23 protein-coding genes are annotated in these 22,832 nt (G+C 69.2%); 12 read left to right on the forward strand and 11 right to left on the reverse strand.

Going from position 1 to position 22,832, the window contains the following annotated elements:
• Window positions 1-107 precede the first annotated feature (107 nt).
• Window positions 108-1,106 carry a ligase-associated DNA damage response exonuclease gene (locus OXQ95_RS01290; protein ID WP_242096702.1) on the reverse strand — a complete coding sequence of 333 codons (999 nt, stop codon included), beginning with the start codon at window positions 1,104-1,106 and terminating at the stop codon, window positions 108-110.
• A gap of 29 nt (window positions 1,107-1,135) precedes the next feature.
• The gene (locus OXQ95_RS01295) at window positions 1,136-1,720 is read right to left on the reverse strand and encodes a hypothetical protein (protein WP_267378568.1); all 585 of its coding nucleotides are present in this window, start codon (window positions 1,718-1,720) and stop codon (window positions 1,136-1,138) included.
• A gap of 70 nt (window positions 1,721-1,790) precedes the next feature.
• On the opposite strand from OXQ95_RS01295, the gene OXQ95_RS01300 reads away from it, so the two are divergent.
• From OXQ95_RS01300 to OXQ95_RS01310, 3 genes are read left to right on the forward strand one after another with little or no spacing between them, the layout of a single operon-like run.
• Window positions 1,791-4,199: a ligase-associated DNA damage response DEXH box helicase gene (locus OXQ95_RS01300; protein WP_267378571.1), complete on the forward strand. Its 2,409-nt coding sequence runs from the start codon at window positions 1,791-1,793 to the stop codon at window positions 4,197-4,199.
• Window positions 4,200-4,244: 45 nt separating this feature from the next.
• The gene (locus OXQ95_RS01305; protein WP_267378574.1) at window positions 4,245-5,192 is read left to right on the forward strand and encodes a retroviral-like aspartic protease family protein; all 948 of its coding nucleotides are present in this window, start codon (window positions 4,245-4,247) and stop codon (window positions 5,190-5,192) included.
• A gap of 58 nt (window positions 5,193-5,250) precedes the next feature.
• On the forward strand, window positions 5,251-6,645 hold the full coding sequence (locus OXQ95_RS01310) for a M20/M25/M40 family metallo-hydrolase (protein ID WP_267378580.1): 1,395 nt from the start codon (window positions 5,251-5,253) through the stop codon (window positions 6,643-6,645).
• 35 nt (window positions 6,646-6,680) lie between these two features.
• Here OXQ95_RS01310 and OXQ95_RS01315 read toward each other — a convergent pair whose 3' ends face one another.
• Window positions 6,681-8,564: a potassium transporter Kup gene (locus tag OXQ95_RS01315; RefSeq protein WP_267379246.1), complete on the reverse strand. Its 1,884-nt coding sequence runs from the start codon at window positions 8,562-8,564 to the stop codon at window positions 6,681-6,683.
• 190 nt (window positions 8,565-8,754) lie between these two features.
• On the opposite strand from OXQ95_RS01315, the gene pdeM reads away from it, so the two are divergent.
• Window positions 8,755-9,417, forward strand: coding sequence for a ligase-associated DNA damage response endonuclease PdeM (gene pdeM / locus OXQ95_RS01320; RefSeq protein WP_267379249.1), 663 nt, complete (start codon window positions 8,755-8,757; stop codon window positions 9,415-9,417).
• A gap of 22 nt (window positions 9,418-9,439) precedes the next feature.
• Here the strand turns inward: pdeM and msrA are convergent, their stop codons facing one another.
• The 4 genes from msrA to pabB all read right to left on the reverse strand — a co-directional run bounded on the left by msrA (window position 9,440) and on the right by pabB (window position 13,407).
• Entirely contained in the window at window positions 9,440-10,099 is a 660-nt protein-coding gene (gene msrA, locus OXQ95_RS01325) for a peptide-methionine (S)-S-oxide reductase MsrA (protein ID WP_267379252.1), read from the reverse strand.
• A gap of 38 nt (window positions 10,100-10,137) precedes the next feature.
• Complete coding sequence (locus OXQ95_RS01330) at window positions 10,138-10,284, reverse strand: hypothetical protein (protein ID WP_242096504.1); 147 nt, start codon at window positions 10,282-10,284, stop codon at window positions 10,138-10,140.
• Between the two features lie 147 nt (window positions 10,285-10,431).
• Complete coding sequence (locus tag OXQ95_RS01335; protein ID WP_242096503.1) at window positions 10,432-11,631, reverse strand: pyridoxal phosphate-dependent aminotransferase; 1,200 nt, start codon at window positions 11,629-11,631, stop codon at window positions 10,432-10,434.
• Window positions 11,632-11,679: 48 nt separating this feature from the next.
• On the reverse strand, window positions 11,680-13,407 hold the full coding sequence (gene pabB, locus OXQ95_RS01340) for an aminodeoxychorismate synthase component I (RefSeq protein ID WP_267378588.1): 1,728 nt from the start codon (window positions 13,405-13,407) through the stop codon (window positions 11,680-11,682).
• Window positions 13,408-13,487: 80 nt separating this feature from the next.
• Between pabB and OXQ95_RS01345 the strand changes: the two genes are divergently transcribed.
• Entirely contained in the window at window positions 13,488-14,147 is a 660-nt protein-coding gene (locus OXQ95_RS01345) for an MBL fold metallo-hydrolase (RefSeq protein ID WP_242096501.1), read from the forward strand.
• A gap of 3 nt (window positions 14,148-14,150) precedes the next feature.
• Here OXQ95_RS01345 and OXQ95_RS01350 read toward each other — a convergent pair whose 3' ends face one another.
• Together OXQ95_RS01350 and OXQ95_RS01355 are read right to left on the reverse strand one after the other, a co-directional pair.
• Window positions 14,151-15,779 carry a M28 family metallopeptidase gene (locus OXQ95_RS01350; RefSeq protein ID WP_267378593.1) on the reverse strand — a complete coding sequence of 543 codons (1,629 nt, stop codon included), beginning with the start codon at window positions 15,777-15,779 and terminating at the stop codon, window positions 14,151-14,153.
• Window positions 15,776-16,216: an MAPEG family protein gene (locus tag OXQ95_RS01355; RefSeq protein WP_267378596.1), complete on the reverse strand. Its 441-nt coding sequence runs from the start codon at window positions 16,214-16,216 to the stop codon at window positions 15,776-15,778. Before OXQ95_RS01355 ends, OXQ95_RS01350 begins: the two co-directional genes overlap by 4 nt.
• Window positions 16,217-16,419: 203 nt before the next feature.
• Here OXQ95_RS01355 and rpmF point away from each other — a divergent pair, with 203 nt between their 5' ends.
• The 5 genes from rpmF (at window position 16,420) to OXQ95_RS01380 (ending at window position 19,359) form a co-directional block, all read left to right on the forward strand.
• On the forward strand, window positions 16,420-16,599 hold the full coding sequence (gene rpmF / locus OXQ95_RS01360) for a 50S ribosomal protein L32 (RefSeq protein WP_242096498.1): 180 nt from the start codon (window positions 16,420-16,422) through the stop codon (window positions 16,597-16,599).
• 29 nt (window positions 16,600-16,628) lie between these two features.
• A complete protein-coding gene (plsX, locus tag OXQ95_RS01365; protein WP_242096497.1) occupies window positions 16,629-17,657 on the forward strand; it encodes a phosphate acyltransferase PlsX in 1,029 nt (342 codons plus the stop codon).
• 11 nt (window positions 17,658-17,668) lie between these two features.
• A complete protein-coding gene (locus tag OXQ95_RS01370) occupies window positions 17,669-18,637 on the forward strand; it encodes a beta-ketoacyl-ACP synthase III (protein WP_346731936.1) in 969 nt (322 codons plus the stop codon).
• A gap of 73 nt (window positions 18,638-18,710) precedes the next feature.
• Window positions 18,711-19,010 (forward strand): integration host factor subunit alpha, encoded by a 300-nt coding sequence (locus OXQ95_RS01375; RefSeq protein ID WP_242096496.1) that lies wholly within the window; start codon window positions 18,711-18,713, stop codon window positions 19,008-19,010.
• A gap of 1 nt (window position 19,011) precedes the next feature.
• A complete protein-coding gene (locus OXQ95_RS01380) occupies window positions 19,012-19,359 on the forward strand; it encodes a MerR family transcriptional regulator (RefSeq protein WP_267378600.1) in 348 nt (115 codons plus the stop codon).
• Between the two features lie 195 nt (window positions 19,360-19,554).
• Here the strand turns inward: OXQ95_RS01380 and OXQ95_RS01385 are convergent, their stop codons facing one another.
• Window positions 19,555-20,049: a hypothetical protein gene (locus OXQ95_RS01385; protein WP_267378603.1), complete on the reverse strand. Its 495-nt coding sequence runs from the start codon at window positions 20,047-20,049 to the stop codon at window positions 19,555-19,557.
• Window positions 20,046-20,672: a phosphoglycerate mutase family protein gene (locus OXQ95_RS01390; protein ID WP_267378606.1), complete on the reverse strand. Its 627-nt coding sequence runs from the start codon at window positions 20,670-20,672 to the stop codon at window positions 20,046-20,048. The genes OXQ95_RS01385 and OXQ95_RS01390 overlap by 4 nt, the downstream gene beginning before the upstream one ends.
• A 180-nt stretch (window positions 20,673-20,852) precedes the next feature.
• On the opposite strand from OXQ95_RS01390, the gene dnaN reads away from it, so the two are divergent.
• Complete coding sequence (dnaN, locus tag OXQ95_RS01395) at window positions 20,853-21,971, forward strand: DNA polymerase III subunit beta (RefSeq protein WP_267378609.1); 1,119 nt, start codon at window positions 20,853-20,855, stop codon at window positions 21,969-21,971.
• A gap of 68 nt (window positions 21,972-22,039) precedes the next feature.
• The gene (locus OXQ95_RS01400; protein ID WP_267378612.1) at window positions 22,040-22,831 is read left to right on the forward strand and encodes a Coq4 family protein; all 792 of its coding nucleotides are present in this window, start codon (window positions 22,040-22,042) and stop codon (window positions 22,829-22,831) included.
• Window position 22,832 lies beyond the last annotated feature (1 nt).

A 22,832-nucleotide genomic window follows, 5' to 3' on the forward strand; every position in this document is an offset into this window, starting at 1 on the left:
CCGTTCGCGCCGCGCAAGCGGCCGTCCGTCGGAGACGTGCACGCGAAGTGGAAACACGCCACACGCCTCCACTTCCTCCACTTCCTCCACTTCGCAACAAAATGTCGTCAGTCGTCTTCGTCCTCGAATCCCACCAGCGCGAGCGCGCGCGCCTTGATCTGGCGAGTCATGCACCAGTGGATCAGCGCATCCTCGCGGCCATGCGTCACCCAGACTTCCCGGGGCGCGATCTCGGTGAGCGTCGTGGTCAGTTCGTCCCAGTCGGCATGGTCGGACAGGATCAGCGGCAGCTCGACCAGCTTCTGCCGGGCGCGCTGGCGCACCCGCATCCAGCCGCTGGCCATCGCGGTGATCGGATCGGGCAGCCGCCGCGACCAGCGATCGTTGAGCGCGCCCGGCGGGCACATCACGACATGCCCCGCCATCTCCGCCTTGGCGGCGTCCGCCACGGGGCGCAGCGCGCCCAGCCGCACGCCGTGATCGGCATAGAGATCGCAAAGCCGTTGCAGCGCGCCGTGGAGGAAGATCGGCGCCTCGTGGCCCCGTTCGCGCAGTTCGGCGATCACCCGCTGCGCCTTGCCCAGCGCATAGGCGCCGACCAGCACGCAGCGATCGGGATTGGCGTGGAGCGCGGCGATCAGCTTGTCGATCTCGTCGCCCGTGTCGGGATGGCGGAACACCGGCAGCCCGAACGTCGCCTCGGTGACGAACACGTCGCAGGCGACCGGCTGGAACGGCGTGCAGGTCGGGTCCGCGCGACGCTTGTAATCGCCCGACACCACGACGCGTTCGCCGCGGTGGTCGAGCACGATCTGCGCGGAGCCCAGCACATGGCCGGCGGGAACGAAGCCCACCTCGACGTCCCCCATCCGCATCGTCTCGCCATAGGCGACCGGGTGCCCCGCCTGCGGCCCGTAGCGCGCCTCCATGATCGCGAGCGTCTCGGGCGTCGCCCAGACCGCCTCGTGCCCGCCGCGCGCGTGATCCGCATGGCCGTGCGTGACCAGCGCGCGTGCCGAGGGGATGGAGGGATCGATCCACGCATCGGCCGGCTTCACATAGATGCCGTGCGGATGGGGTTCGAGCCAATCGCCGAGTTTCGCCATGGGGAGATTACGCACGAGGACGCGAAAGGCTACCGCCCGACCCGGATGCTGGCGAGGATCGCATCCATCCGCGCCGCCGCGGCTTTCTGCGTCGGCGCGCTTGCGGGTAGCGGCTCGGCGGCGGTGACGGCATAGGTCACGCGGTCGATCGCGTAGCAGGCGCCGTTCACCACGGTGCGCCAATCGGTGGCGGTGATCTGCTGGCTCATCCCCGCATCGCCGTTCCGGTACGCGGTCCAGCGATGGCCGCCGAGCATCCGGTTGGGCAGCCGCTTGCCGCTGGGGCCGAGCGCGCCCGTGGTGCCGCAGTGTGCGACGACGCCGGGATTGCGGCTCATGCCCAGCTGCACCAGCTCGGTGACCATGCCTTCTCCGCGGGCGGGCCGCGCATCCTGGGCGAAGCGGACGATCCCGGTGCCGGGCCCGACGGGGGCGCCGTCCCAGGACAGGCGCCAGCCCGCCGTCATCAGCGACTTGCCCGAAAAGTCGGTCGTCGGCCGCAACGTCGCGGGATAGGTCAGGTGGACGAGGCCGCCGGCGCCGACGAACGTGCGGGGTGCCGGCGCGGCGGCGATCGCGAGCAGGGGCAGCAACAGGGCAAAGCGGATCGGCATCACTCTCTCCTCGCTCCATGGCGGAGCGTGCGTATCCATCCCATATGCGATCCCGATGCGTGAACCCGCCATGACCGATCTGCCCCCGATCCTGGAGACGTGGTTCGCGGGCCGCGGCTGGCAGCCGCGCCGCCACCAGCGCGACATGCTGGTGGAAGGGCGCGCCGGCCACCACGCGCTGCTGGTCGCGACGACGGGCGCGGGCAAGACGCTCGCCGGCTTCCTGCCGACCCTGGTCGAATTGATCGAGGCACCCACCCAGGGGCTCCACACGCTCTACGTCTCGCCGCTGAAGGCGCTGGCGGTGGATATCCAGCGCAACCTGCTGGGGCCGATCGAGGAGATGGGGCTCGACATCCGCGTCGAGACGCGCACCGGCGACACCCCGTCCGATCGCAAGGCGCGCCAGCGCGTCCGGCCGCCGCAGATCCTGTTGACCACGCCCGAATCGCTGTCGCTGCTGCTCAGCTATCCGGACAGCATGACGATGTTCGAGGGGCTGCGCACCATCGTCGTCGACGAGGTCCATGCCTTCGCCACCGGCAAGCGCGGCGACCTGCTCTCGCTGTGCATGGCGCGCCTGCAGCGGATCGCCCCCGCCATGCGGCGCGTGGCGCTGTCGGCCACGGTCGCGGATGCCGATGGCTATCGCGCCTGGCTGGCGCCCGACGGCGATATCGACGCCGTCGCGCTGGTGCGCGGCGAGCCGGGCGCGGATCCCGACATCGCGATCCTGCTGCCCGAAGGGCGCGTGCCCTGGTCGGGCCATTCGGGCCGCTATGCCGCCGAACAGGTGATGGCCGAGATCGAGACCCACCGCACCACGATCGTCTTCTGCAACACGCGTAGCCTGGCCGAGCTGATCTTCCAGGATCTGTGGAAGGTCAACGCGATGAACCTGCCGATCGGCGTCCACCATGGCAGCCTGGCGCTGGAGGCGCGGCGCAAGGTGGAGGGTGCGATGGCGGACGGGCGGCTGCGTGCGCTCGTCGCCACCGCCAGCCTGGATCTGGGCGTCGACTGGGGCGATGTCGATTGCGTGATCCAGATGGGCGCGCCCAAGGGTTCGTCGCGCCTGCTCCAGCGGATCGGCCGCGCCAACCACCGGCTCGACGAGGCGTCGGAGGCGATCCTCGTGCCCGGCAACCGTTTCGAATATCTGGAAGCGCGCGCCGCGCTGGATGCGGTGGAGGCCGGCGAGCTGGATCCCGACCTGTTCCGGCCCGGCGCGCTCGACGTGCTGGCGCAGCATGTGATGGCCTGCGCCTGTGCCGCGCCGTTCCGCGAGGCGGATCTGCTGGGCGAGGTGCGCTCGGCGCTGCCCTATTCGGCGCTGACCGCCGAGACCTTCGCCCGCGTGCTCGGCTTCATCGCGGATGGCGGCTATAGCCTGAAGGCCTATGACCGGTTCAAGCGGCTGACGCAGGAGGCGGACGGGACGTGGCGGATCAGCCATCCGCGCTTCACCACGCAGCACCGCCTCAATGCCGGGATCATCGTCGAGGCCACGATGCTGACGGTGCGCTTCCGCAACGGCCGCGCGCTCGGCAAGGTGGAGGAGGGCTTCGCCGCCACCCTGGCGCCGGGCGACACCTTCTTCTTCGCCGGCCTCAGCCTCGAGGTCGAGAAGATGGATACCGAGGATCTGGTGGTGCGCGCGACCGCGAAGCCCGCGCGCATCCCCACCTATGGCGGATCGCGCATGCCGCTTTCCACCAATCTGGCGGACCGCGTCCGCGGGTTCCTGGCGGATGGTTCGCAATGGGCGCGCTTTCCCGACGACGTTCGCGAATGGCTCGAATTCCAGCGCGCGCGGTCGGTGCTGCCGCAGCCGGGGCAGCTGCTGGTCGAGACCTTCCCGCGCGAGGGGCGCCATTACATGGTGGCGTACAGCTTCGAGGGGTGGAACGCGCACCAGTCGCTCGGCATGCTCGTCACCCGGCGGATGGAGACGCTCGGGCTGAAGCCTTTAGGGTTCGTCTCGAACGACTATGCCTTGGCCACCTATTCGATCGAGAAGGTCACCGATCCGGCGGCGCTCTTTTCCGCCGACATCCTCGAACATGAATTCGTCGATTGGGTGCAGCAATCCGCCCTGCTGAAGCGCGCCTTTCGCGAGGTGGCGGTGATCGGCGGCCTGGTCGAGCGCCAGCACCCCGGCAAGCGCAAGACCGGGCGGCAGGTGACCTTCTCGACCGACCTGATCTACGACGTGCTGCGCCGCTACGAACCGGGGCATCTGCTGCTGGAGGCCGCCTGGGCGGATGCGCGCGCGCGGATGACGGATGTGGGGCGGCTCGCCGGCCTGCTCGACCGCGCCGCCGAGACGATGCTGCATATCGACCTGCCGCGCGTGACCCCGCTCGCCGTCCCGGTGCTGACGCTGATCGGGCGCGAGAAGGTGGCGACGGGCACCGCCGACGACGCGCTGCTGATCGAGGCGGAAGCGCTGGCGGCCGAGGCGATGCGGCTCGATTGAGGCCGGTCCTTGCCAAGGTGCGTCGCCGGGCGCAGTCTTGCGGGCATGAAGGGGGCTCTCGCGTCGCTCGTCGCGCTGCTGGCCGCGCCGGCCGGCGCGCAGCTCAGGGTTGCCGATCCGAGCCCGGCGCCGCTGCCGCTCGCCGACGAATCGCTGCTCGCGTTCGGCACTGCGAAAACGCGGATGACGGTGCCGGTGACGATCGCCGGAAGCGGTCCATGGAATTTTGTCGTCGATACCGGCGCCGAACGCACCGTCATCGCGCGCGAGCTGGCGGGCGTGCTGGGGCTGCCGGCATCGTCCGACGTGCGGGTGACCGCGATGACGGGCACCGTCGCCGTGCCGACCGTGATCCTGCCGGCCCTGTCGACGGGCACGATCGCCCACGCCGCGATCCAGGCACCGACGCTGGCGATGCGCGATCTCGGCGCGCTGGGCCTGCTCGGGATCGACGCCTTGCAGGATCGCAGCGTTTCGATCGACTTCGACCATCAGCGCATGACGCTGCGTATGGCGCACCGGCGCGGCGGCCATGTGGCGGCGGCGGCGGACGAGATCGTCGTCGTCGCCCGGTCGCGCTTCGGCCAGCTGATCGTCGCCGACGCCCGTTGCCGCGGCACGCGGATCGCCGTGGTGGTCGATACCGGTTCGCCCGTCACGATCGGCAACCCGGCCCTGCTGCGCGCGCTGGCCCATGCGGCGCGCCCCCTCGGGCCGCTTCAGCTCACCTCGGTGACGGGCGGCATGCTCGTCACGGACGCCTTCGCGCTCGACGCGCTGGAGATCGGCGGCGTGCCGCTTCGCGACGTGCGCGTGGCCGTTGCCGATGCACCGCCATTTCGCCGGTTCGGGATCGATGCGCGGCCCGCGCTGCTGCTGGGGATGGACGTGCTGCGCCTGTTCCGCACCGTGCAGATCGATTTCGCCAATCGCGAGATCCGTTTCCTGCTGCCGCGCGGGCGGATCGCGCCGCTGCCGCCGGGCCTGCGCTGAGCGGCGTTGCCAACCCACCGGTTTGGCGCTCTATTCCCCGAAACAAAGGGGAATCACGATGATCGGACGGATGTTGGCAGCGGTGGCGGCGATCGCGCTACCTGGGGTGGCGATGGCGCAGGCGCGGCCCGATCAGAAGGCGTTCTTCGGGCTCTACAAGGAGCTGGTCGAAACCAACACGACGCTGTCGTCGGGAAGCTGCACCCAGGCTGCGGCGCAGATCGCCGGGCGGCTGAAGGCAGCGGGCTTCAAGGATGGCGACATCACGCCCTTCTCGGTGCCCGATCATCCCAAGGAGGGCGGCCTGGTCGCAGTGCTGAAAGGCAGCGACGCCGGCGTGAAGCCGATGCTGCTGCTCGGCCATCTCGACGTGGTCGAGGCCAAGCGCGAGGATTGGGTGCGCGATCCGTTCAAGCTGGTGGAGGAAGGCGGCTATTATTACGGCCGCGGCACCGTGGACGACAAGGCGCAGGCCGCGATCTGGGCCGACATGCTGATCCGCTTCAAACAGGCGGGCTATGTGCCACGGCGCACGATCAAGCTGGCGCTCACCTGCGGCGAGGAGACCACCTATGCGTTCGACGGCGCGGAATGGCTGGCGAAGAACCGGCCCGAGTTGATCGCCGCCGAATTCGCGCTGAACGAGGGCGGTGGCGGGCGCACCGACGACAGCGGCAAGCGCCAGTTGCTGGCGCTCCAGGTGGGCGAGAAGGCGGCGCAGAACTACACGTTCCTCGCCACCAACCCCGGCGGCCACAGCTCCGCGCCGACACGGGCCAATGCGATCTACGAACTGGCGGACGCGCTCGAGGCGGTGCGCGGCCACGAATTTCCGGTGAAGTTCACCGACACGACGCGCGCCTTCTTCACCGCCACCGCGGCGGGATCTCCCAAGCCGCTGGCCGACGCGATCCGCGCGCTGCTCGCCAATCCGAACGACAAGGCGGCCGACGCGATCGTCAGCCAGGACAAGGCGCTGCACTCGACGCTGCGCACCACCTGCGTCGCGACGCTGCTGAGCGCGGGCCATGCCGAAAACGCGTTGCCGCAGCGCGCGACCGCCAACATCAACTGCCGGATTTTCCCAGGCGAGACGGTGGAAGGCACGCTTAGCGAACTGAAGCGACTGGCGGGAACCAAGGTGACCGTCACCGCCAACCAGCCGATCCGCCCCACCGCGATCCCGCCGACGCTCGATCCCAAGATCGTGGAGCCTGCGCGGGCGGTGGCGGCGAAGCATTTCCCCGGCGTGCCGCTGCTGCCGCTGATGTCCACCGGCGCGACCGACGGCATCTTTCTCGAGACGATCGGCATCCCGGTCTATGGCGCGCCGGGCGTGTTCATCGACAAGGACATGGGCGGCATCCACGGCCTGAACGAGCGGATCCGCATCGCCTCGCTCTATGACGGACGCGACTATCTCTACGATCTGGTCAAGGCCTATGCGGGCTGACGCAGCGCGCTCCTCCCGATCGGGAGGAGCGTTTCCTAAACGGTGACCTGCTCGCCGAGTTCCAGCACCTTGCCGGGGGGGATGTGGAGGAATTCGGTCGGGTCGCTGGCGTTGCGCTGGAGGAACATGAACAGCCGGTCCTGCCAGGGCGGCATGCCCTTTTCCGCATCGGGTTTGATCGTGCTGCGGCCGATGAAATAGGAGGTCTTCATCGGATCGAGCTCCTTGCGCACCGCTTTTGCGCCGAGGCCCAGGTCGCGCGGCACGTCGGGCGATTCCATGAAGCCGTAGGTGAGCACGATCACCGAGAAATTGTCGTCGATCCGCTCCGCCCGGCCGCGATCCTCGGCCGGCACGATCGGGCGATCGGTGGTGCGCACGCTGACGATCAGGTTGCGCGCGTGAAGCACCTTGTTGTGCTTCAGATTGTGGAGCAGCGCGCCCGGTGCCGCGGTGGGGTTGCCGGTCAGGAACACCGCGGTTCCCTCGACGCGCTCCGGCGGGCGCTTGGCGAGCGCGGCGGCAAGGTCGACGAGCGGGATGCTCTGCCCGCGTTCGAACGCGCCGACGATCCCGCGCCCGCGCACCCAGGTGTAGATCACCAGCCCAATCGCGGCGGCCACCACCAGCGGCACCCAGCCGCCCTCCACCACGCGCAGGATGTTGGCGCCGAAGAAGACGAGGTCGAGCAGCAGGAACGGCAGGATCACCGCGATGGCGAGCGGTCGCGACCAGCTCCAGCGATGCCGCACGACGACATAGGCGAGGCAGGTGGTGATGACCATCGTGCCCGTCACCGCGATGCCGTACGCCGCCGCCATCGCCGACGAGGTCCGGAACTGAACGACCAGCACCAGCACGCCGATCATCAGCAGCCAGTTGATCGCGGGCAGATAGATCTGCCCCGAGCTCGTCGCCGAGGTGTTGCGGATGCGCAGACGGGGCAGAAGGCCGAGCTGGATTGCCTGCTGCGTCAGCGAATAGGCACCGGTGATGACCGCCTGGCTGGCGATGATCGTGGCGAAGCCCGCCAAGACGATCAGCCCGGCGCGCACCGGCTCGGGCGCCATCAGAAAGAACCAGCTCTGGTTGACGAAGGGCACATGCGCCGCATGCGCCTTTTCCAGCGCCGACAGAGCAAAGGCGCCCTGGCCGAGATAGTTGAGCACGAGCGCGGGCGCGACGAGGAAGAACCAGCCGATGCGGATCGGCTTGATCCCGAAATGCCCCATATCGGCGGTGAGCGCCTCGGCGCCCGTCACCGTGAGGAACACCGCGCCCAGCACGAACAGCCCGGTGACGCCGTGCGTCATCAGCAGGCTGATGCCATAGGTGGGGCTGAGCACGCGGAAGATCGAAAGCTCGTCGGCGATGTGCCACAGGCCGAGGCCGCCGATCGTGAGGAACCACAGGATGCAGATCGGGCCGAACAGCTTGGCGATGTCCGCGGTGCCGCGCGCCTGGATCATGAACAGCGCGACGAGAATGACGATCGTCACCGCGAGCACCGTATTCTGGTCGAAGAACGCCGCGGTGGACGGGATCGTCTGCATCCCCTCGACCGCCGACAGCACCGAGAGCGCGGGGGTGATGATCGCATCGCCGTAGAACAGCGCCGCGCCCGCGGCGCCCAGCAGCAGCGCCGTGCGCGACCGCCAGCCGAGCGCCCGCCTGGCCAGCGCGGTGAGCGCCAGCACGCCGCCCTCGCCCTGGTTGTCGGCGCGCATCAGGAACAGCACATATTTGACGGTGACGACGAGGAAGAGCGCCCAGAGCGCGAGGCTCAGCACGCCCAGGATCTCGGACGGATCGATGCCGTCGCCCGCCGCCGGCGTCAGCGCGTCGCGAAACGCATAGAGCGGGCTGGTGCCGATATCGCCGAACACCACGCCGATCGCCCCGATCGTGAGCGCGCGCATGCCCGGATGCCGGTCGTCCGACAGATCGCCGACATGTTCGGCGGGCGCTTGATCGATCGAGACGGCAGACATGGCGGGTAGGACCCCGAGAGCGGACGGCGCGCTGTACGCCGATTGTTACGGCATGCAACGGGAATCGCTGCCCGTCGGCGGGCTTGCCTCGGGCCGGTTACGGCGTCATGGCGGCGCAATGGTTCCCTTTTCGTTCGGCGGACATGATTTCCTCGCGCTGGGGCAGGGCGCGCTGTTCTGGCCCGCGCGTGCCGCGCTGCTGGTGGCGGACCTGCATTTCGAGAAGGCGAGCTGGTTCGCGCGCGGCGGGCAGATGCTGCCGCCCTATGATTCGATCGCCACGCTCGCCGATCTGTCGGCGCTGGCGGCGGCGAGCGGCGCGCGCGAGATCTGGTGCCTGGGCGACAGTTTCCACGACGTCGACGGTTGCACGCGCCTGCCCGAACGCGCGCGGTCGATGCTGCGCACGCTGACGCAGGCCATGCGCTGGACGTGGATCACCGGCAATCACGATCCGGCGATCGTCGATCGCTGCGGCGGAGCGGTGGTGGACGAAGCGGTCGTCGACGGGATCGTGCTGCGCCACGAGGCGGATCCCGCCGAGCCGCGGCCCGAGATGTCGGGGCATTTCCACCCCAAGCTGCGGCTGCGCGTGCGCGGCAAGCCGGTGGCGCGGCGCTGCTACGTCGCCACCGACACCAAGCTGATCCTACCGGCGTTCGGCGCGCTGACCGGCGGGCTCGACGCGGATCATCCCGCGATCGTGCGCGCGGTGGGGTCGAAGGCGCAGGCGCTGATACCGGTCGAGACGCGGATGCTGCGCTTTCCGCTCGCGGCCTGATCGCGGCCGGCGCGACGACCGCCTATTTAGCGAGTGCGGGGTAGGCGGCCTTGAACGCCGCGACCATCGGCTTGTCCCACATCACGATATAGGGATAGGTCGGGTTGCGGTCATAGAAATTCTGGTGATATGCCTCGGCGGGATAGAAGCCGCCGGTCTCGATCCGGGTGACGATCGGCTTGGGATAGGCATGCGCCGCGCCGATCTGCGCGATATAAGCACGGGCCACTCGCGCCTGATCGGGCGTCTGCGGAAAGATCGCCGAGCGATAGCTGGTGCCGCTGTCGGGGCCCTGCCGGTTCAGCTCGGTCGGATCGTGCGCGATCGAGAAATAGACGCGGAGCAGCGTGGCATAGCTCACCTGACGCGGATCATAGGTGATGCGGATCGCCTCGGCATGGCGCGTCGTTTCGCTGGAGACCATGTCGTAGGTCGCGGTGCCCGCGCTCCCACCGGCATAGCCCGCGGTGACCGCGTGTACGCCCTTCACCCGCTCGAACACCGCCTCCATGCCCCAGAAACAGCCGCCGGCCAGCACCGCGGTCTGCAGTCCCGCAGCGGCCGGCACGTCGGCTTTGGCGACTGGGATCGGCACCGCGCGTTCAGCGCGCGCCGCGCCGGTCTGAAGGGCGAGCGCGCCGAAGGCGACGGTGGCAAGGGCTGCGATGGCGATGCGGGTCATGTTCATGATATAATGCGCTTTTCCGCCGAACCAAGCGGTCAGCGCTGGCCGTGGAACGTGGGAATGAAGTGGCCCGCCAGCGCGTGGCGCGCATCGGTCGGCTCCAACGTGACGAGCCCCACCGCGCCGAGCGCGAAGCCGATGGCGAACTGCCACAGGAAACTGGATTTCACGATGCTGCGCATGCCGTGTCCTAACGAGGGTGGCGGACGCGGATGGTCCCGCGCACGCCGAAGCTACGGGCGAGCCATCGGATCGATGCACCGCGCCTGCAATCGCGTTTCTAGAAACGTTGGATTAACGCTCGGTGGACGGCAGCATGACGGATGCGTTCACCGCAGAGCGGCGCACGCATCCTGGATCCGGGTGCATGCCTCGGTCAGCAGCGCGTCCGACGTGGCATAGCTGATCCGCATCGCGGGACTGAGCCCGAACGCCGTGCCCTGCACCGCCGCCACCTTCGCATCGTCGAGCAGATAGCCGACGAACGCCTCGTCGCTATCGATCGTGCGGCCGTTCGGCGTCGTCTTGCCGATCAGTTCGGGGAAGGAGGGATACACGTAGAACGCGCCTTCCGGCGTCGGGCAGTGCATGCCGGGGATCGCGTTGAGCATGCCGACGACCAGATCGCGCCGCACCTGGAACGCGGCGGCGCGCTCCTTCAGGAACGACTGGTCGCCGTTGAGCGCGGCGACGGCGGCGGCCTGCGCGATCGAGCAGGGGTTGGATGTGGATTGCGACTGGAGCTTGGCCATCGCCTGGATCAGCCAGGGCGCGCCCCCGGCAAAGCCGATCCGCCAGCCGGTCATCGCATAGGCCTTGGAACAACCGTTCACCGTCAGCGTGCGATCGTACAGATCCGGGCAGACATCGGCGATCGTCGCGAAGCGGAAGCCGTCATAGGTGATGTGCTCGTACATGTCGTCGGCGAACACCCAGACATGGGGGTGGCGCGCGAACACCTCGCCCAGTGCCTTCAGCTCGTCGACCGTGTACGCCGCCCCGGTCGGGTTGGAGGGCGAATTGAGGATCACCCATTTCGTCCTGGGGGTGATCGCCGCGTCGAGCGCCTCGGGCGTCAGCTTGTAGGCCGCCTCGGGGCCGCAGGGCACGATCACCGGCACGCCGCCGGCGAACTGCACCACGTCCGGATAGCTCACCCAGTAGGGCGCGGGGATCACCACCTCGTCACCGGCATCGATCGTGGCAACCATCGCGTTGAACAGCGTGTGCTTGCCGCCGACGTTCACGCTGATCTGGTTCATGCCGTAGATCAGCTGGTTGTCGCGTGCGAACTTCTCGACGATCGCCGATTTCAGCTCGGGCGTGCCGTCGACATTGGTGTATTTCGTCTTGCCGTCGCGGATCGCCTTGATCGCGGCGTCCTTGATGAAATCGGGCGTATCGAAATCGGGCTCGCCCGCGCCCAGGCCGATCACGTCGACGCCCTTGCGCTTCAGCTCGAAGACGCGCGCGGTGATCGCGAGCGTGGGCGACGGGCTGATGCGATCGAGCGCGGCGGAAGCGTGCATGGGCAGGGCCTTTCCCTTGGAGGCGCGTCGCCTATGCCCGGCGTGGCCCTAGTGCGCAACCGCCAGCACGGCGGGGATCAGCCCGCGCACTGCATTGCCGACGAAGAAGCCGTCCGCCAGATCCGCCGCGCGCACCTGGCCCTCCACCGCGCGCCCGGCCGCGATCAGCTCGGCACGCAGCACGCCGGGCAACAGCCCGTGGGTGAGCGGGGGCGTGACGAGCCTGTCGCCGCGCGGCACGAAGAGCGACGTAAAGCTGCCTTCGCTCAACAAACCGTCCGTTTCGAACACCACCTCGAACGTGCCGGCGGCGATCCGCGCCGCGTCGTAGAAGCCGCGGTCGCTCGTCTTGTGGCGCAGGCGGATATCGGCGGCCGCGACGGGCAGCGGCACGACGGCCACCTCAACCGGCGCATCGGGAGGGACGGGAAGTGGCGCGATCTCCACGGCGATCGCGCCCGATGCGGCGAGCAGGAGGCGGACGCGGGCGGACCGGCGCAGGCGAAAGGTCGCCGCCTGAAGCTCGTTGCGCGCGGCGTGGCGATCGAAGACGAAGCCCAGCGCCTCGGCGCTGGCGCGCATCCGTGCGACATGGCGCTCGAGCAGGGCGATGCCCGCCAGCGGATCGAACGCCATCGTCTCGATCAAATCGAACCCGCGCCCGCCCGCGGTGACGAAGGCCGCCTTGGCCAGCGCCTCGTCCCATTCGGCCCCGGCGTTCGAATCGGCGACGATCCCCCCGCCGACGCCCAGCCGGACCGTGTCGCCGCGCCATTCCAGCGTGCGGATCGCCACGTTGAACCGCGCCGATCCGTCGGCATCGATCCGCCCGATCGATCCGCAATAGGCGCCGCGCGCGCGCTGCTCGACTGTGGCGATCACCTGCATCGCGCGGCGCTTGGGCGCGCCGGTGATCGATCCACAGGGGAACAGCGCGGCGACCGCATCGCAGGCGTCGCGACCGGGCGCGAGCGTGGCGGTGACGGTCGAGGTCATCTGGTGGATGCTCGGATAGCTCTCGATGCGGAACAATTCGGGCACCGCGACGCTGCCCGGCACCGCGACACGGGCCAGATCGTTGCGCATCAGATCGACGATCATCAGATTTTCGGCGCACTGCTTGGGATCGGCGGCGAGCGCGGCGGCGCCGTCATCGCCGGCCACGCGGCGCAGCGTGCCCTTCATCGGGCGGCAGGTGAGCGCATCGCCTTCCAGCGCGAAGAACAGTTCAGGCGACAGCGACAACAGCCGCACCGCACCCGTGTCGACCAGCGCGGCATGCCCGGCCTTCGCCTGCCGCCGCAGCCGCGCATAGAGCGCGAGCGGATCGCCCGCATGCGGCACGGTGGCTGCGAAAGTGAGGTTCGCCTGGTAGATGTCGCCCGCCGCGATCAGCGCGAGTATCTCCACGATCCGCTCGTCATAGGCGGCGCGGTCGATGTCGGGCGCGGGCGCGCCGGCCCTGGCGCCGGCCGGATCGGGCAGCAGCGCGGCCACATCCGCCACCGGTTCGTACGTGTCGAACAGGCCGAACCACAGCAGCGGTCCGTCGCCCCGCGGCAGCGCGACGCCCTCCACGAACGCCGCGCCTGCCTCGTAGGTGAGATAGCCCGCCGCGTGCAGCCCGGCGCTTTGGCCCGCGCGCAGCGCGTCGAGCGCCGGCGCGACCGCCTCGGGTGTGTCCGCCGTGACGATCCGCACCGGCGACCGATAGAGCCGCGCCGGCGCGCCGCCATGCCAGGCATCGTCGAGGAGTACGAAAGGCGCTTCAAGCATTTGGCCGGCATGCCAGCCGCCACCGCCCCGCCGCAAGCGCCGATTGCGGCCACGTCGCCGGGTGCCTAGACGGTGGCGGCATGACCCAGCCCCCCCTTCGCGCGGCGATCGTGCCCGTCACCCCGCTCCAGCAGAATTGCAGCATCGTCTGGTGCACCGCCACGATGAAGGCGGCGGTGGTCGATCCCGGCGGGGATCTGCCCCGGATCCGCGCGGCGATCGCCAAGGCGGGCGTCACCGTCGAGAAGATCCTGCTGACCCATGGCCATATCGATCATGCGGGCGAGGCCAAGCCGCTCGCCGACGAACTGGGTGTGGGGATCGAGGGGCCGCACGAGGCGGATCGCTTCTGGCTCGCGCGGCTGGACGAGGACGGCCGCAATTACGGCATTCGCGGTGTGGTGTTCGAACCCGGTCGCTGGCTGGTGACGGGCGACACGGTGACGATCGGCAACCTGTCGCTCGACGTCCACGAAACCCCCGGCCACACCGCGGGCAGCGTGACGTTCCACCATCCGGCGTCGAAGCTGGCGCTGGTCGGCGACGTGCTGTTCGCGGGTTCGGTCGGCCGCACCGACATGGCGCAGGGCGACCACGCTACGCTGGTGCGCAGCATCGTCGAGACGCTCTGGCCGATGGGCGGGGATACCGCCTTCATCCCCGGCCACGGCCCGATGAGCAGCTTCGCGCAGGAGCGTGCCGGCAATCCCTTCGTCGGCGACGCGGTGCTTTCCGGCTGACGGTCAGCGGCGCGCACCCGCGCTCGCGTCGCGCACCGCCTTGAACTCCGATCCCGCATTCCAGGTCGGCCAGTCGCGCGAATCGGCGAGCGCACGTCCCACCGTGTAGAACAGCCCCACATCCTGCGCCGCGCCGCGCAGGTCCCAATCGGGGCTCCAGGCATCGCAGGTCTGGTGATAGCATTTCATATAGCCGTCGAGCCACGCCTGCCCCGCGGTGCGGCCGCCGGCCACCAGATCGGGCGCGCCGCTGATCGCCATCAGCAGCAGCGTCGGCACGCCCTTGCGCGCCAGCGAGAAATGGTCGGCGCGGTAGAACAGCCCGCGCTCGGGCAGCGCCTCGGGTGTGACGGTGCGGCCCTGCGCCCGCGCGGCCGCGGCCAGCATCGGTTCCAGGCTGTCCTGCCCTTGCCCCACCAGCAGCACGTCGTGCGAGGGGCCGGCGGTCTGGAGGATGTCGAGCGTCAGGTTCGCGACCGTCTTGGCGGCGGGATAGACGGGATGCTCGGCATAGGTCTGCGATCCGAGCAGGCCGCGCTCCTCGCCGCTCCACAGCGCGAAGACCAGGCTGCGCGCGGGCGGCGGGCCCGCCTTGAACGCGCGCGCGAGTTCGAGCACGCCGGCGGCGCCCAGCGCGTCGTCGTTCGCGCCCGGGCGGATGGTGCGGCCCTGCGCATCGGGCTTGCCGATGCCGTAGGCATCCCAGTGCGCGCCGAACATCACCACCTCGTCGGGATGCTTCGTGCCGGGCAGCTTCGCCAGCACGTTGCGGCTGGCGACGCGGTCCTGCGTCACGGGCAGCGTGGCTGAAAAGCGCTGGCGAAGCGGGACGGGGCGGAAATCCTTGCGCCGCGCCGCCACCCGCAGCTTCGCGAGATCGAGCCCCGATGCGGCCAGCAGCCTGGTCGCCGCATCCTCCTGCAACCAGCCCTGCAGCAGCACGGGCACGTCGCCGGCCCCGCGCACGATATCGTAATTCTCGCCGCCCGGCGCGGTGACCGTGCTCCAGCCATAGCCCGCGCCCGCGGTGTCGTGGACGATCAGCGCCCCGATCGCGCCGCGCCGTGCGGCTTCCTCATATTTGTACGTCCAGCGGCCATAATAGGTCATCCGCCGGCCGCCGAACCGGCCGAACGAATCGTCACCCGTCACCGCGGCGAAATCGGGGTCGTTGACGAGGATCACCGCCACCTTGCCGTGCAGGTCGACGCCCTTGAAATCGTCCCACCCGCGCTCGGGCGCCGAGACGCCATAGCCGACGAATACCATCGGCGCGTCGGCGATGGCGACGCGGTCCACCGGCCGCACCGTGCTGAGATAGACGTCACGGCCCTGTTCCAGCGGCGCGTCGCCTGCGCGCACCTGGCCCATGCCCATCCGGGTGTGGACGAGCGGCACCGCCTGCGTCCAGGCGCCGTCCGGGCCGCCGGGTTCAAGTCCCATCGTCTTGAACTGCGTGACGAGCCAGTCGATCGTCTTCGTCTCGCCCGGCGTTCCCGGCGAGCGACCCTCGAACGGATCCGAAGCGAGCGTGCGCACGTCGGCGGACAGGCGCTCGGGCGCGATCGTCTGCGCGGTGACGGGAGCGGCGGCGACGAGCGCGGCGGCGGCGAGGAGCGCGTGGCGGATCATGCGTGCGCCACCGGTGCGACGACCAGCGTTCCCGGCAATCCGGCTTCGCGCGCGCCATAAGCCATCGCCAGCGCCCAGCCCGCCAGCACCGCGAGGATCACCCAGGTGGCGAGCGCGCCGCCCGCCCGCAGCGGATTGGATTGCAGCCGGTCCATGCCGAAGCCGTGCAGGATGCGGGCGATCACGAACGCCATCCCCAGGATCCACAGGCCCATCGGCGATCCTCCGCCCAGTTCGATCAGCGCCAGCAGGATCAGCACGAACGGCGCATATTCGACCAGATTGGCCTGCGCGCGCATCCGTGCGTGCAGCCGCGCATCGCCATTGTCGCCCACCAGCACCTTGTCGCGCAGCCGAGTCGGCACGATCCGGAACGCGAGCCACAGGTTGACGACCGCCAGGGCCGCCGCAATGGTCAGGGTGACGGGCAGGATCATGCGGCACGAACTCCTTCAACGGTACGAACGCCCTGCCACCGGTTCCGCGCGCTTGCAACGGCGGCGGGAATCGCTATAGCGCCACGCTTCGCGAAGCCTCCGGCCAACAGGCACTCACGCGGCCGGTGGTTGTCTCCACCGGTTGCCGAAAGCGTCGGGTCGGGGGCTTCCTGTATTCGAATCCCGAAGAACAAGGTGCCGAAATGGCCGTCCCCAAAAGAAAGACTTCGCCCTCCAAGCGCGGCATGCGCCGTGGGCATGATTCGCTGACCGTGGCTTCGTTCCAGGAATGCCCGAACTGCGGCGAGCTGAAGCGCCCGCATCACCTGTGCAACTCCTGCGGCCATTATAATGGCCGCGAGATCGTCTCGGTCGAGGCCTGACGCCCTCCACTGAAAAAGGATCGCCGGCCGTGTCCGACAACGCCTGGATCGCCGTCGATGCGATGGGTGGAGACGATGGGCTGGCCGTGATGCTCGCCGGGGTCGCACGTGCGCGGCGCCGGTTCGATGACATGCGCTTCCTGCTCGTCGGCGACGAGGAGCGGATCGCAGCCGGGCTCAAGGCGCATCCCAACCTCACGCGCAGCAGCGAGATCGTCCACGCGCCCGAAGTGGTCGGCCCGAGCGACAAGCCGAGCCAGGCGATCCGCCGCGCCAAGACGACCTCGATGGGGATCGCGATCGATCTGGTAAAGCAGGGGCGTGCCGCCGCGGCCGTTTCCAGCGGCAATACCGGCGCGCTGATGGCGATGGCCAAATTGTCGTTGCGGATGCTGCCGGGGATCGACCGGCCGGCGCTCGCCGCGCTGCTGCCGACGCTCGGCGCCAACGACGTGGTGATGCTCGATCTGGGCGCCAACACTGAGTGCGACGCCAACAATCTCGTCCAGTTTGCGGTGATGGGGGCGGCCTATGCGCGCGCTACGCTCGATCTCGCCTCGCCCCGCGTCGCGCTGCTCAACATCGGCAGCGAGGATCAGAAGGGCACCGGCGAGATCAAGGACGCCGCGGCGCGCCTGAAGGCGGCGACTCACATCCCGATGACGTTCGACGGCTTCATCGAGGGCGACCGGCTGTCGCGCGGCGAGGTCGACGTGATCGTGTGCGACGGTTTCTCGGGCAATATCGCGCTGAAGACCGCCGAAGGCACCGCACGATTCGTCGGCGACCTGCTCAAGCGTGCGTTCAGCAGCTCGGCGCGGTCCAAGATCGGCTTCCTGATCTCGCGCCCGGCGACCGAATTGCTGCGCGATCATCTCGATCCCAACAATCACAACGGCGCGGTGTTTCTTGGGCTGGGCGGCATCGTCGTGAAGAGCCATGGCGGCGCCAACGAGCGTGGCGTGGCGACTGCGATGGGTAATGCCGCCAAGATGGTGCGCAACGATCTGATTCGGCGTATCGCCGACGATCTGGGTAATTTCGAGGAAGCGGCATGAACCGGCCCGCCGTGCTGCGCAGCGTGATGGTCGGCACCGGATCGGCCTTGCCCGCCCGCCGCGTGTCGAACGCCGAACTGGCCGAGCAGGTCGACACGACCGACGAATGGATCGTCGAGCGTACCGGCATCCGCTTCCGCCATATCGCCGGGCCCGACGAGACCACGGCGACGCTTGCGGCCGACGCCAGCAAGGCCGCGCTCGCCGCCGCCGGGGTGCTGGCGCAGGATATCGATCTGATCGTGCTGGCCACCGCCACGCCCGACCAGACCTTTCCCGCCACCGCCACCAAGGTGCAGGCGATGCTGGGTATCGACGATTGCGTGGCGTTCGACGTAGCGGCGGTCTGTTCGGGCTTTCTCTATGCGGTGCAGGTCGCCGACAGCATGATTCGCGCGAGAACGGCGCGGCGCGCGCTGGTGATCGGCGCCGAGACGTTCAGCCGGATCCTCGATTGGGAGGACCGCACCACCTGCGTCCTATTCGGCGACGGCGCGGGCGCGATCGTGCTGGAGGCGCAGGAAACCGCCGAGGCGGACGGGCGCGGCGTGCTGGCGACCAAGCTCCATGCTGATGGGCGGCACAACGGGCTGCTCTATGTCGATGGCGGCCCCTCGACCACGGGCACGGTGGGCAAGCTCAGGATGAAGGGGCGCGAGGTGTTTCGCCACGCCGTCGTCAATCTGGCCGCGGTGATGGGCGAATCGCTCGCGCTGGCGGGTCTCGAGACCGCCGATGTCGACTGGGTGGTGCCGCATCAAGCCAATGCCCGCATCCTCGATGCCACCGCGAAGAAGCTGGGCCTGGCGCCCGAGCGTGTGGTCGTCACCGTGGACCGGCACGCGAACACTTCGGCCGCATCGGTGCCGCTCGCGCTCGACACCGCGGTACGCGACGGGCGTATCGAAACGGGACAGATCGTCGTGCTTGAGGCCATGGGCGGTGGTTTCACCTGGGGGGCCGCCGTCGTCCGCGTCTGACGCAAGAAAACATACATTACTTTGCGCCAATGTGCGGTTATGTATACGATATGCGTCACCGGGGGAGTGTGGAATGGACGTTGCGGGTACGTTGACCAGAGCGGATCTGGCCGAGTCGCTGTACCGCGAAGTGGGGCTTTCGCGGGCCGATTCGAGCAAGCTAGTCGAACAGATTCTGTACGAGATGTGCTCGGCGCTTTCGCGTGGCGAAAACGTCAAGATTTCGGGCTTCGGCACGTTCGTCCTGCGCGACAAGGGCGAGCGGGTCGGGCGCAATCCCAAGACGGGCGTCGAGGTTCCGATCGCACCGCGGCGCGTGCTCACCTTCCGCGCCAGCCAGATGATGCGTGAGCGCATCGCCGCCGCCGGATAACATGGCCGGAGACGGACCGGACGAGAGCGGGAAGGCCGCAGGCGCGTTCCGGACGATCGGCGAACTCTCCCGCGACACGGGCCTGCCCGCGCATGTGCTGCGCTATTGGGAAACGCGGTTTCCACAGCTTCGCCCGGTGCAGCGCGCGGGCAACCGCCGCTATTACCGGCCGGCGGACGTGGCGCTGGTGCGCCGGATCGACACGCTGCTGAACGCGCGCGGTTATACGATCCGCGGCGTGCAGCGGCTGCTGGCCGACGAGGACGGGTTTTCGGCGCCGCCGATCGGCGAGGCGCTCGCCGCGATCCGCAACCTGCTCGCGCGGGCGCTCGCCGAGGATGGGGGCTAGGCGGGTCCGTCCTTCGGTGGCGTGCAAAGGCAGGGGGTGCACGCGGAGGCGCGGAGGCAGCGGAGAATATGTGCTGGCCGCAATTGCGGCCTTCATCGTCGGATCTTGAGATAAGAGCGCGTCGCCGCGCGCGAGACATCTCCGCGCCTCCTCGTGAACCGCCTTGTTCAAGCGATCGGCCGCGGCTCCGCCGGTTCACCGCGCCCGGCAGGCGATCGCGGCGGCGTCGATCGCGGTCGCGGCGCCGCCCAGCGCATAGACGTCCGCAAACGGCCGGCCGCCGACGCCCACCGCCTCCACGCTCATGCTGCGGCCCGAGCGAATGGCGGCGACGAGCGCACGGTCGCTCGGCGCGTCTGTCGCCCAGGCATCGATCCGGTCGGCGGCGAGCACGAACCGCCGTTCGCCGACGCTCAGCGTTACCGCCGACGCCCGGTCCCGCTCGTGGCTGAGCCGCACATGAAGCGATTGGCCGAGTCCCCGACCGGGCCAGGTCGCGATGCTCGCGAACGGCCGCCAGCGCGCCTGGCCGCCGGCGCGGACCGGCGCCGCGATCGCATAGCAGCGCGCCGGCACGGCATCGCGAAACGCGGCCCAGCCCTTATACGCCCCGATCGTCTCGCGCGCCGCCACCGGCATCGCCAACCCCACCGCCGAAGCGAACAGGAGCCGCGCCGGCCAACGCTTCATGCCGGCGCATGCCCGGTGCCGCGATGCGCGATCGTCTCGGTGCCGGCCGCGATCAGCGCGATCGATCCCTGCGGCAGTCCGGGCGAGACGGGCACGCCTACCGCCGGATCGCTCGCCGCGCCCGTCATCACGCCGCGCAGCACGCGCGACGAGATGCCGTGCATGACGATCAGCCGGTCGCCCGGCGCATCGCTGTCGGCGAGCCACCCGCCCAGCCGCCGCGCGATCGCCGGATAATCCTCGCCATCGGGCGCGGGGCGCAGCAGCCCGGTCGCGGGATCGATCACCGGCCCCACCTCTGCCACCACGGCCTCGTAATAGCGGCCGCCCCACGAGCCCATGCCGATCTCCGCCAGCCGGACATCGGTCCGGGCGGCGTGCCAGTCGAGCTCGAGATGTTCGGCGATCACCGCCAGCGTCTGCAGCGCGCGGCCGGCGGGCGAGGCCCAGAGCGTGAGCGCGGGGCGAGCGCCCAGCATGGCACGCAACGCCTGCCCCATCGCATCCGCCTGCGCGAAGCCGGCGCGCGTCAGCGGTGTGTGCGGCGCGTCGCCCTGCAGCCGGCGCGCCGCGTTGAACACGGTTTCGCCGTGGCGGGCAATGAAGTCGCGTCCCTGTCGCATGAAGCGGTCTCCCTTGCGGTGCGCACGAAGGCAACCGATTTTCGGTTGTGCCGCGCGTCAGCGTTAACCGCGCGGTTACCGGACTCGCCCGAGGAGGGCCATCATGCTTGTGCCGCCCCCGCCTTGTTGGTTAGGGTCGGCGCGTGGATCGCCCCGCAAGGCCGGGGCCGGGGGAAGATCATGAAGGCGACGATCGAACGCGCGACGCTGCTCAAGGGGCTGAGCCACGTCCAGTCCGTGGTGGAACGGCGCAACACCATCCCCATCCTGTCCAACGTGCTGATCGAGGCGACGGCGGAGGGCCGGCTGCGGCTGATGGCGACCGATCTTGATCTGCAGATCAACGAATCGGTCGCCGCCGCGGTCGACCAGCCGGGCGCGACGACGGTGAGCGCACACACGCTGTTCGACATCGCGCGCAAGCTGCCCGAGGGCAGCCAGGTGCAGCTCGCCGCCGCGGACGGGCGGATGACGATCGTGGCGGGCCGCGCACGCTTCTCGCTCGGTACGCTGCCGCGCGACGATTTCCCGGTGATCGCCGAAGGCGAATTGCCGACGCAGTTCGAACTGCTGGCCGAGACGCTGAAGCAGATCATCGACAAGACGCGCTTCGCGATCTCGACCGAGGAAACGCGTTATTATCTGAACGGCATCTTCCTCCATGTCGCGGACGGCGAAAGCGCCAACCCGGTGCTGAAGGCGGCCGCGACCGACGGCCATCGCCTCGCCCGCGTGACGATGCCGCGCCCTTCGGGTGCCGAGACGATGCCCGACGTGATCGTGCCGCGCAAATGCGTCGGCGAGCTGCGCAAGCTGCTCGACGAGGTGGACGGTTCGGTCGGCGTGTCGCTATCGCCAACCAAGATCCGCTTCGATCTGGGGCAGGCGGTCCTGACGTCGAAGCTGATCGACGGCACCTTTCCCGATTATTCGCGCGTGATCCCGACCGGGAACGACAAGATCCTGAAGCTCGATCCGTCGAGCTTCATGGAAGGCGTCGACCGCGTCTCGACCATCGCCACCGAAAAGACGCGCGCGGTGAAGATGGCGCTCGATCGCGACAAGATCACGCTGTCGGTGACGAGCCCCGAAAACGGCACCGCCGCCGAAGAGGTGCCGGGCGAATATGTCTCCGCGCCGTTCGAAATCGGGTTCAACAGCCGCTATCTGATGGACATTCTCGGCCAGATCGAGGGCGATTCGGTCGAGGTGCATCTGGCCGACGCCGCCGCGCCCACGCTGATTCGCGAAAACGACAAGTCCTCTGCGCTTTATGTGCTGATGCCGATGCGGGTGTGACGCGCCCGCCGGCTTGACGAAATGCCGTGACTGGCTTATTGACAGTGATGTCAGTAAGGAGTCGACCCATGGCGAAGCTTCCTCCCTTTCCCGGCACCAGCGGCCGTCGCGACTGGCGGACCGCGATCGACGCGATCCGCAAGCTGCTCAACGACGGCGACGACACGATCCAGGTGTTCCGCATCATGCGGGCGCTGAACGTCGGCAACGCGCCCGATCTCTATGCGCGGCTGCTGGCGACCGCCGAGGGCGGCCGGATCGCCTATGACCAGGTCGAGCTGGCCGAGCGTTTCGCCGACCCCGCGTTTCGCGCAAGCTTCGCGCCGGGCACCGTCGGCGCGGCCTATCGCGACTGGCTGGCCGAGACCGGCTATTCGGCGGACGGGCTGGTCGCGGTCAGCCGGCTCGATCCCGAGCCCGACATGCGCCACCCCTATGCCTGGGCGGGGCGCCGGGTGCGCGACTGCCACGACATCTGGCATGTGCTGACCGGCTACAAGGCGGACGAGAATATGGGCGAGGCCTGCCTCGTCGCGTTCAGCTTCGCGCAGGTGGGCGGCCTCGGCTGGGCGCTGATCGGCTCGGCCGCTGCGCTGAAGAGCATCGGCGTGACGGGCAACCGCCTGTTCGCGAAGGCGGTGTGGGAAGGCTATCGCCACGGGCGCAGGGCCAAGTGGATCTTCGGCGAAGATTATCTCACGCTGCTCCACGAGCCGCTCGAAGCGGCGCGCGCGCGGCTCGGGATCCTCACGCCGGTAGCCTATCAGACGGCGCAGCGCGAACTGGGGCCGGCGATGGCATCCTATATGAGCCAGCAAAAGGCCAAGAAGGCCGCGCCGGCGCTTTCGCACGCGGCCTGAC

It is taken from the genome of Sphingomonas sp. GC_Shp_6, assembly GCF_026540835.1.
Classification (GTDB): Bacteria; Pseudomonadota; Alphaproteobacteria; order Sphingomonadales; family Sphingomonadaceae; genus Sphingomonas.

Excerpts from the sequence above, each read along its gene's own strand:
- OXQ95_RS01290 (WP_242096702.1), bottom strand. The coding sequence starts at position 1,106 with ATGGCGAAACTCGGCGATTGGCTCGAACCCCATCCGCACGGCATCTAT.
- OXQ95_RS01295 (WP_267378568.1), bottom strand. The coding sequence starts at position 1,720 with ATGCCGATCCGCTTTGCCCTGTTGCTGCCCCTGCTCGCGATCGCCGCC.
- OXQ95_RS01300 (WP_267378571.1), top strand. The coding sequence starts at position 1,791 with ATGACCGATCTGCCCCCGATCCTGGAGACGTGGTTCGCGGGCCGCGGC.
- OXQ95_RS01305 (WP_267378574.1), top strand. The coding sequence starts at position 4,245 with ATGAAGGGGGCTCTCGCGTCGCTCGTCGCGCTGCTGGCCGCGCCGGCC.
- OXQ95_RS01310 (WP_267378580.1), top strand. The coding sequence starts at position 5,251 with ATGATCGGACGGATGTTGGCAGCGGTGGCGGCGATCGCGCTACCTGGG.
- OXQ95_RS01315 (WP_267379246.1), bottom strand. The coding sequence starts at position 8,564 with ATGCGCGCGCTCACGATCGGGGCGATCGGCGTGGTGTTCGGCGATATC.
- pdeM (WP_267379249.1), top strand. The coding sequence starts at position 8,755 with ATGGTTCCCTTTTCGTTCGGCGGACATGATTTCCTCGCGCTGGGGCAG.
- msrA (WP_267379252.1), bottom strand. The coding sequence starts at position 10,099 with ATGACCCGCATCGCCATCGCAGCCCTTGCCACCGTCGCCTTCGGCGCG.
- OXQ95_RS01330 (WP_242096504.1), bottom strand. The coding sequence starts at position 10,284 with ATGCGCAGCATCGTGAAATCCAGTTTCCTGTGGCAGTTCGCCATCGGC.
- OXQ95_RS01335 (WP_242096503.1), bottom strand. The coding sequence starts at position 11,631 with ATGCACGCTTCCGCCGCGCTCGATCGCATCAGCCCGTCGCCCACGCTC.
- pabB (WP_267378588.1), bottom strand. The coding sequence starts at position 13,407 with ATGCTTGAAGCGCCTTTCGTACTCCTCGACGATGCCTGGCATGGCGGC.
- OXQ95_RS01345 (WP_242096501.1), top strand. The coding sequence starts at position 13,488 with ATGACCCAGCCCCCCCTTCGCGCGGCGATCGTGCCCGTCACCCCGCTC.
- OXQ95_RS01350 (WP_267378593.1), bottom strand. The coding sequence starts at position 15,779 with ATGATCCGCCACGCGCTCCTCGCCGCCGCCGCGCTCGTCGCCGCCGCT.
- OXQ95_RS01355 (WP_267378596.1), bottom strand. The coding sequence starts at position 16,216 with ATGATCCTGCCCGTCACCCTGACCATTGCGGCGGCCCTGGCGGTCGTC.
- rpmF (WP_242096498.1), top strand. The coding sequence starts at position 16,420 with ATGGCCGTCCCCAAAAGAAAGACTTCGCCCTCCAAGCGCGGCATGCGC.
- OXQ95_RS01375 (WP_242096496.1), top strand. The coding sequence starts at position 18,711 with ATGGACGTTGCGGGTACGTTGACCAGAGCGGATCTGGCCGAGTCGCTG.
- OXQ95_RS01380 (WP_267378600.1), top strand. The coding sequence starts at position 19,012 with ATGGCCGGAGACGGACCGGACGAGAGCGGGAAGGCCGCAGGCGCGTTC.
- OXQ95_RS01385 (WP_267378603.1), bottom strand. The coding sequence starts at position 20,049 with ATGAAGCGTTGGCCGGCGCGGCTCCTGTTCGCTTCGGCGGTGGGGTTG.
- OXQ95_RS01390 (WP_267378606.1), bottom strand. The coding sequence starts at position 20,672 with ATGCGACAGGGACGCGACTTCATTGCCCGCCACGGCGAAACCGTGTTC.
- dnaN (WP_267378609.1), top strand. The coding sequence starts at position 20,853 with ATGAAGGCGACGATCGAACGCGCGACGCTGCTCAAGGGGCTGAGCCAC.
- OXQ95_RS01400 (WP_267378612.1), top strand. The coding sequence starts at position 22,040 with ATGGCGAAGCTTCCTCCCTTTCCCGGCACCAGCGGCCGTCGCGACTGG.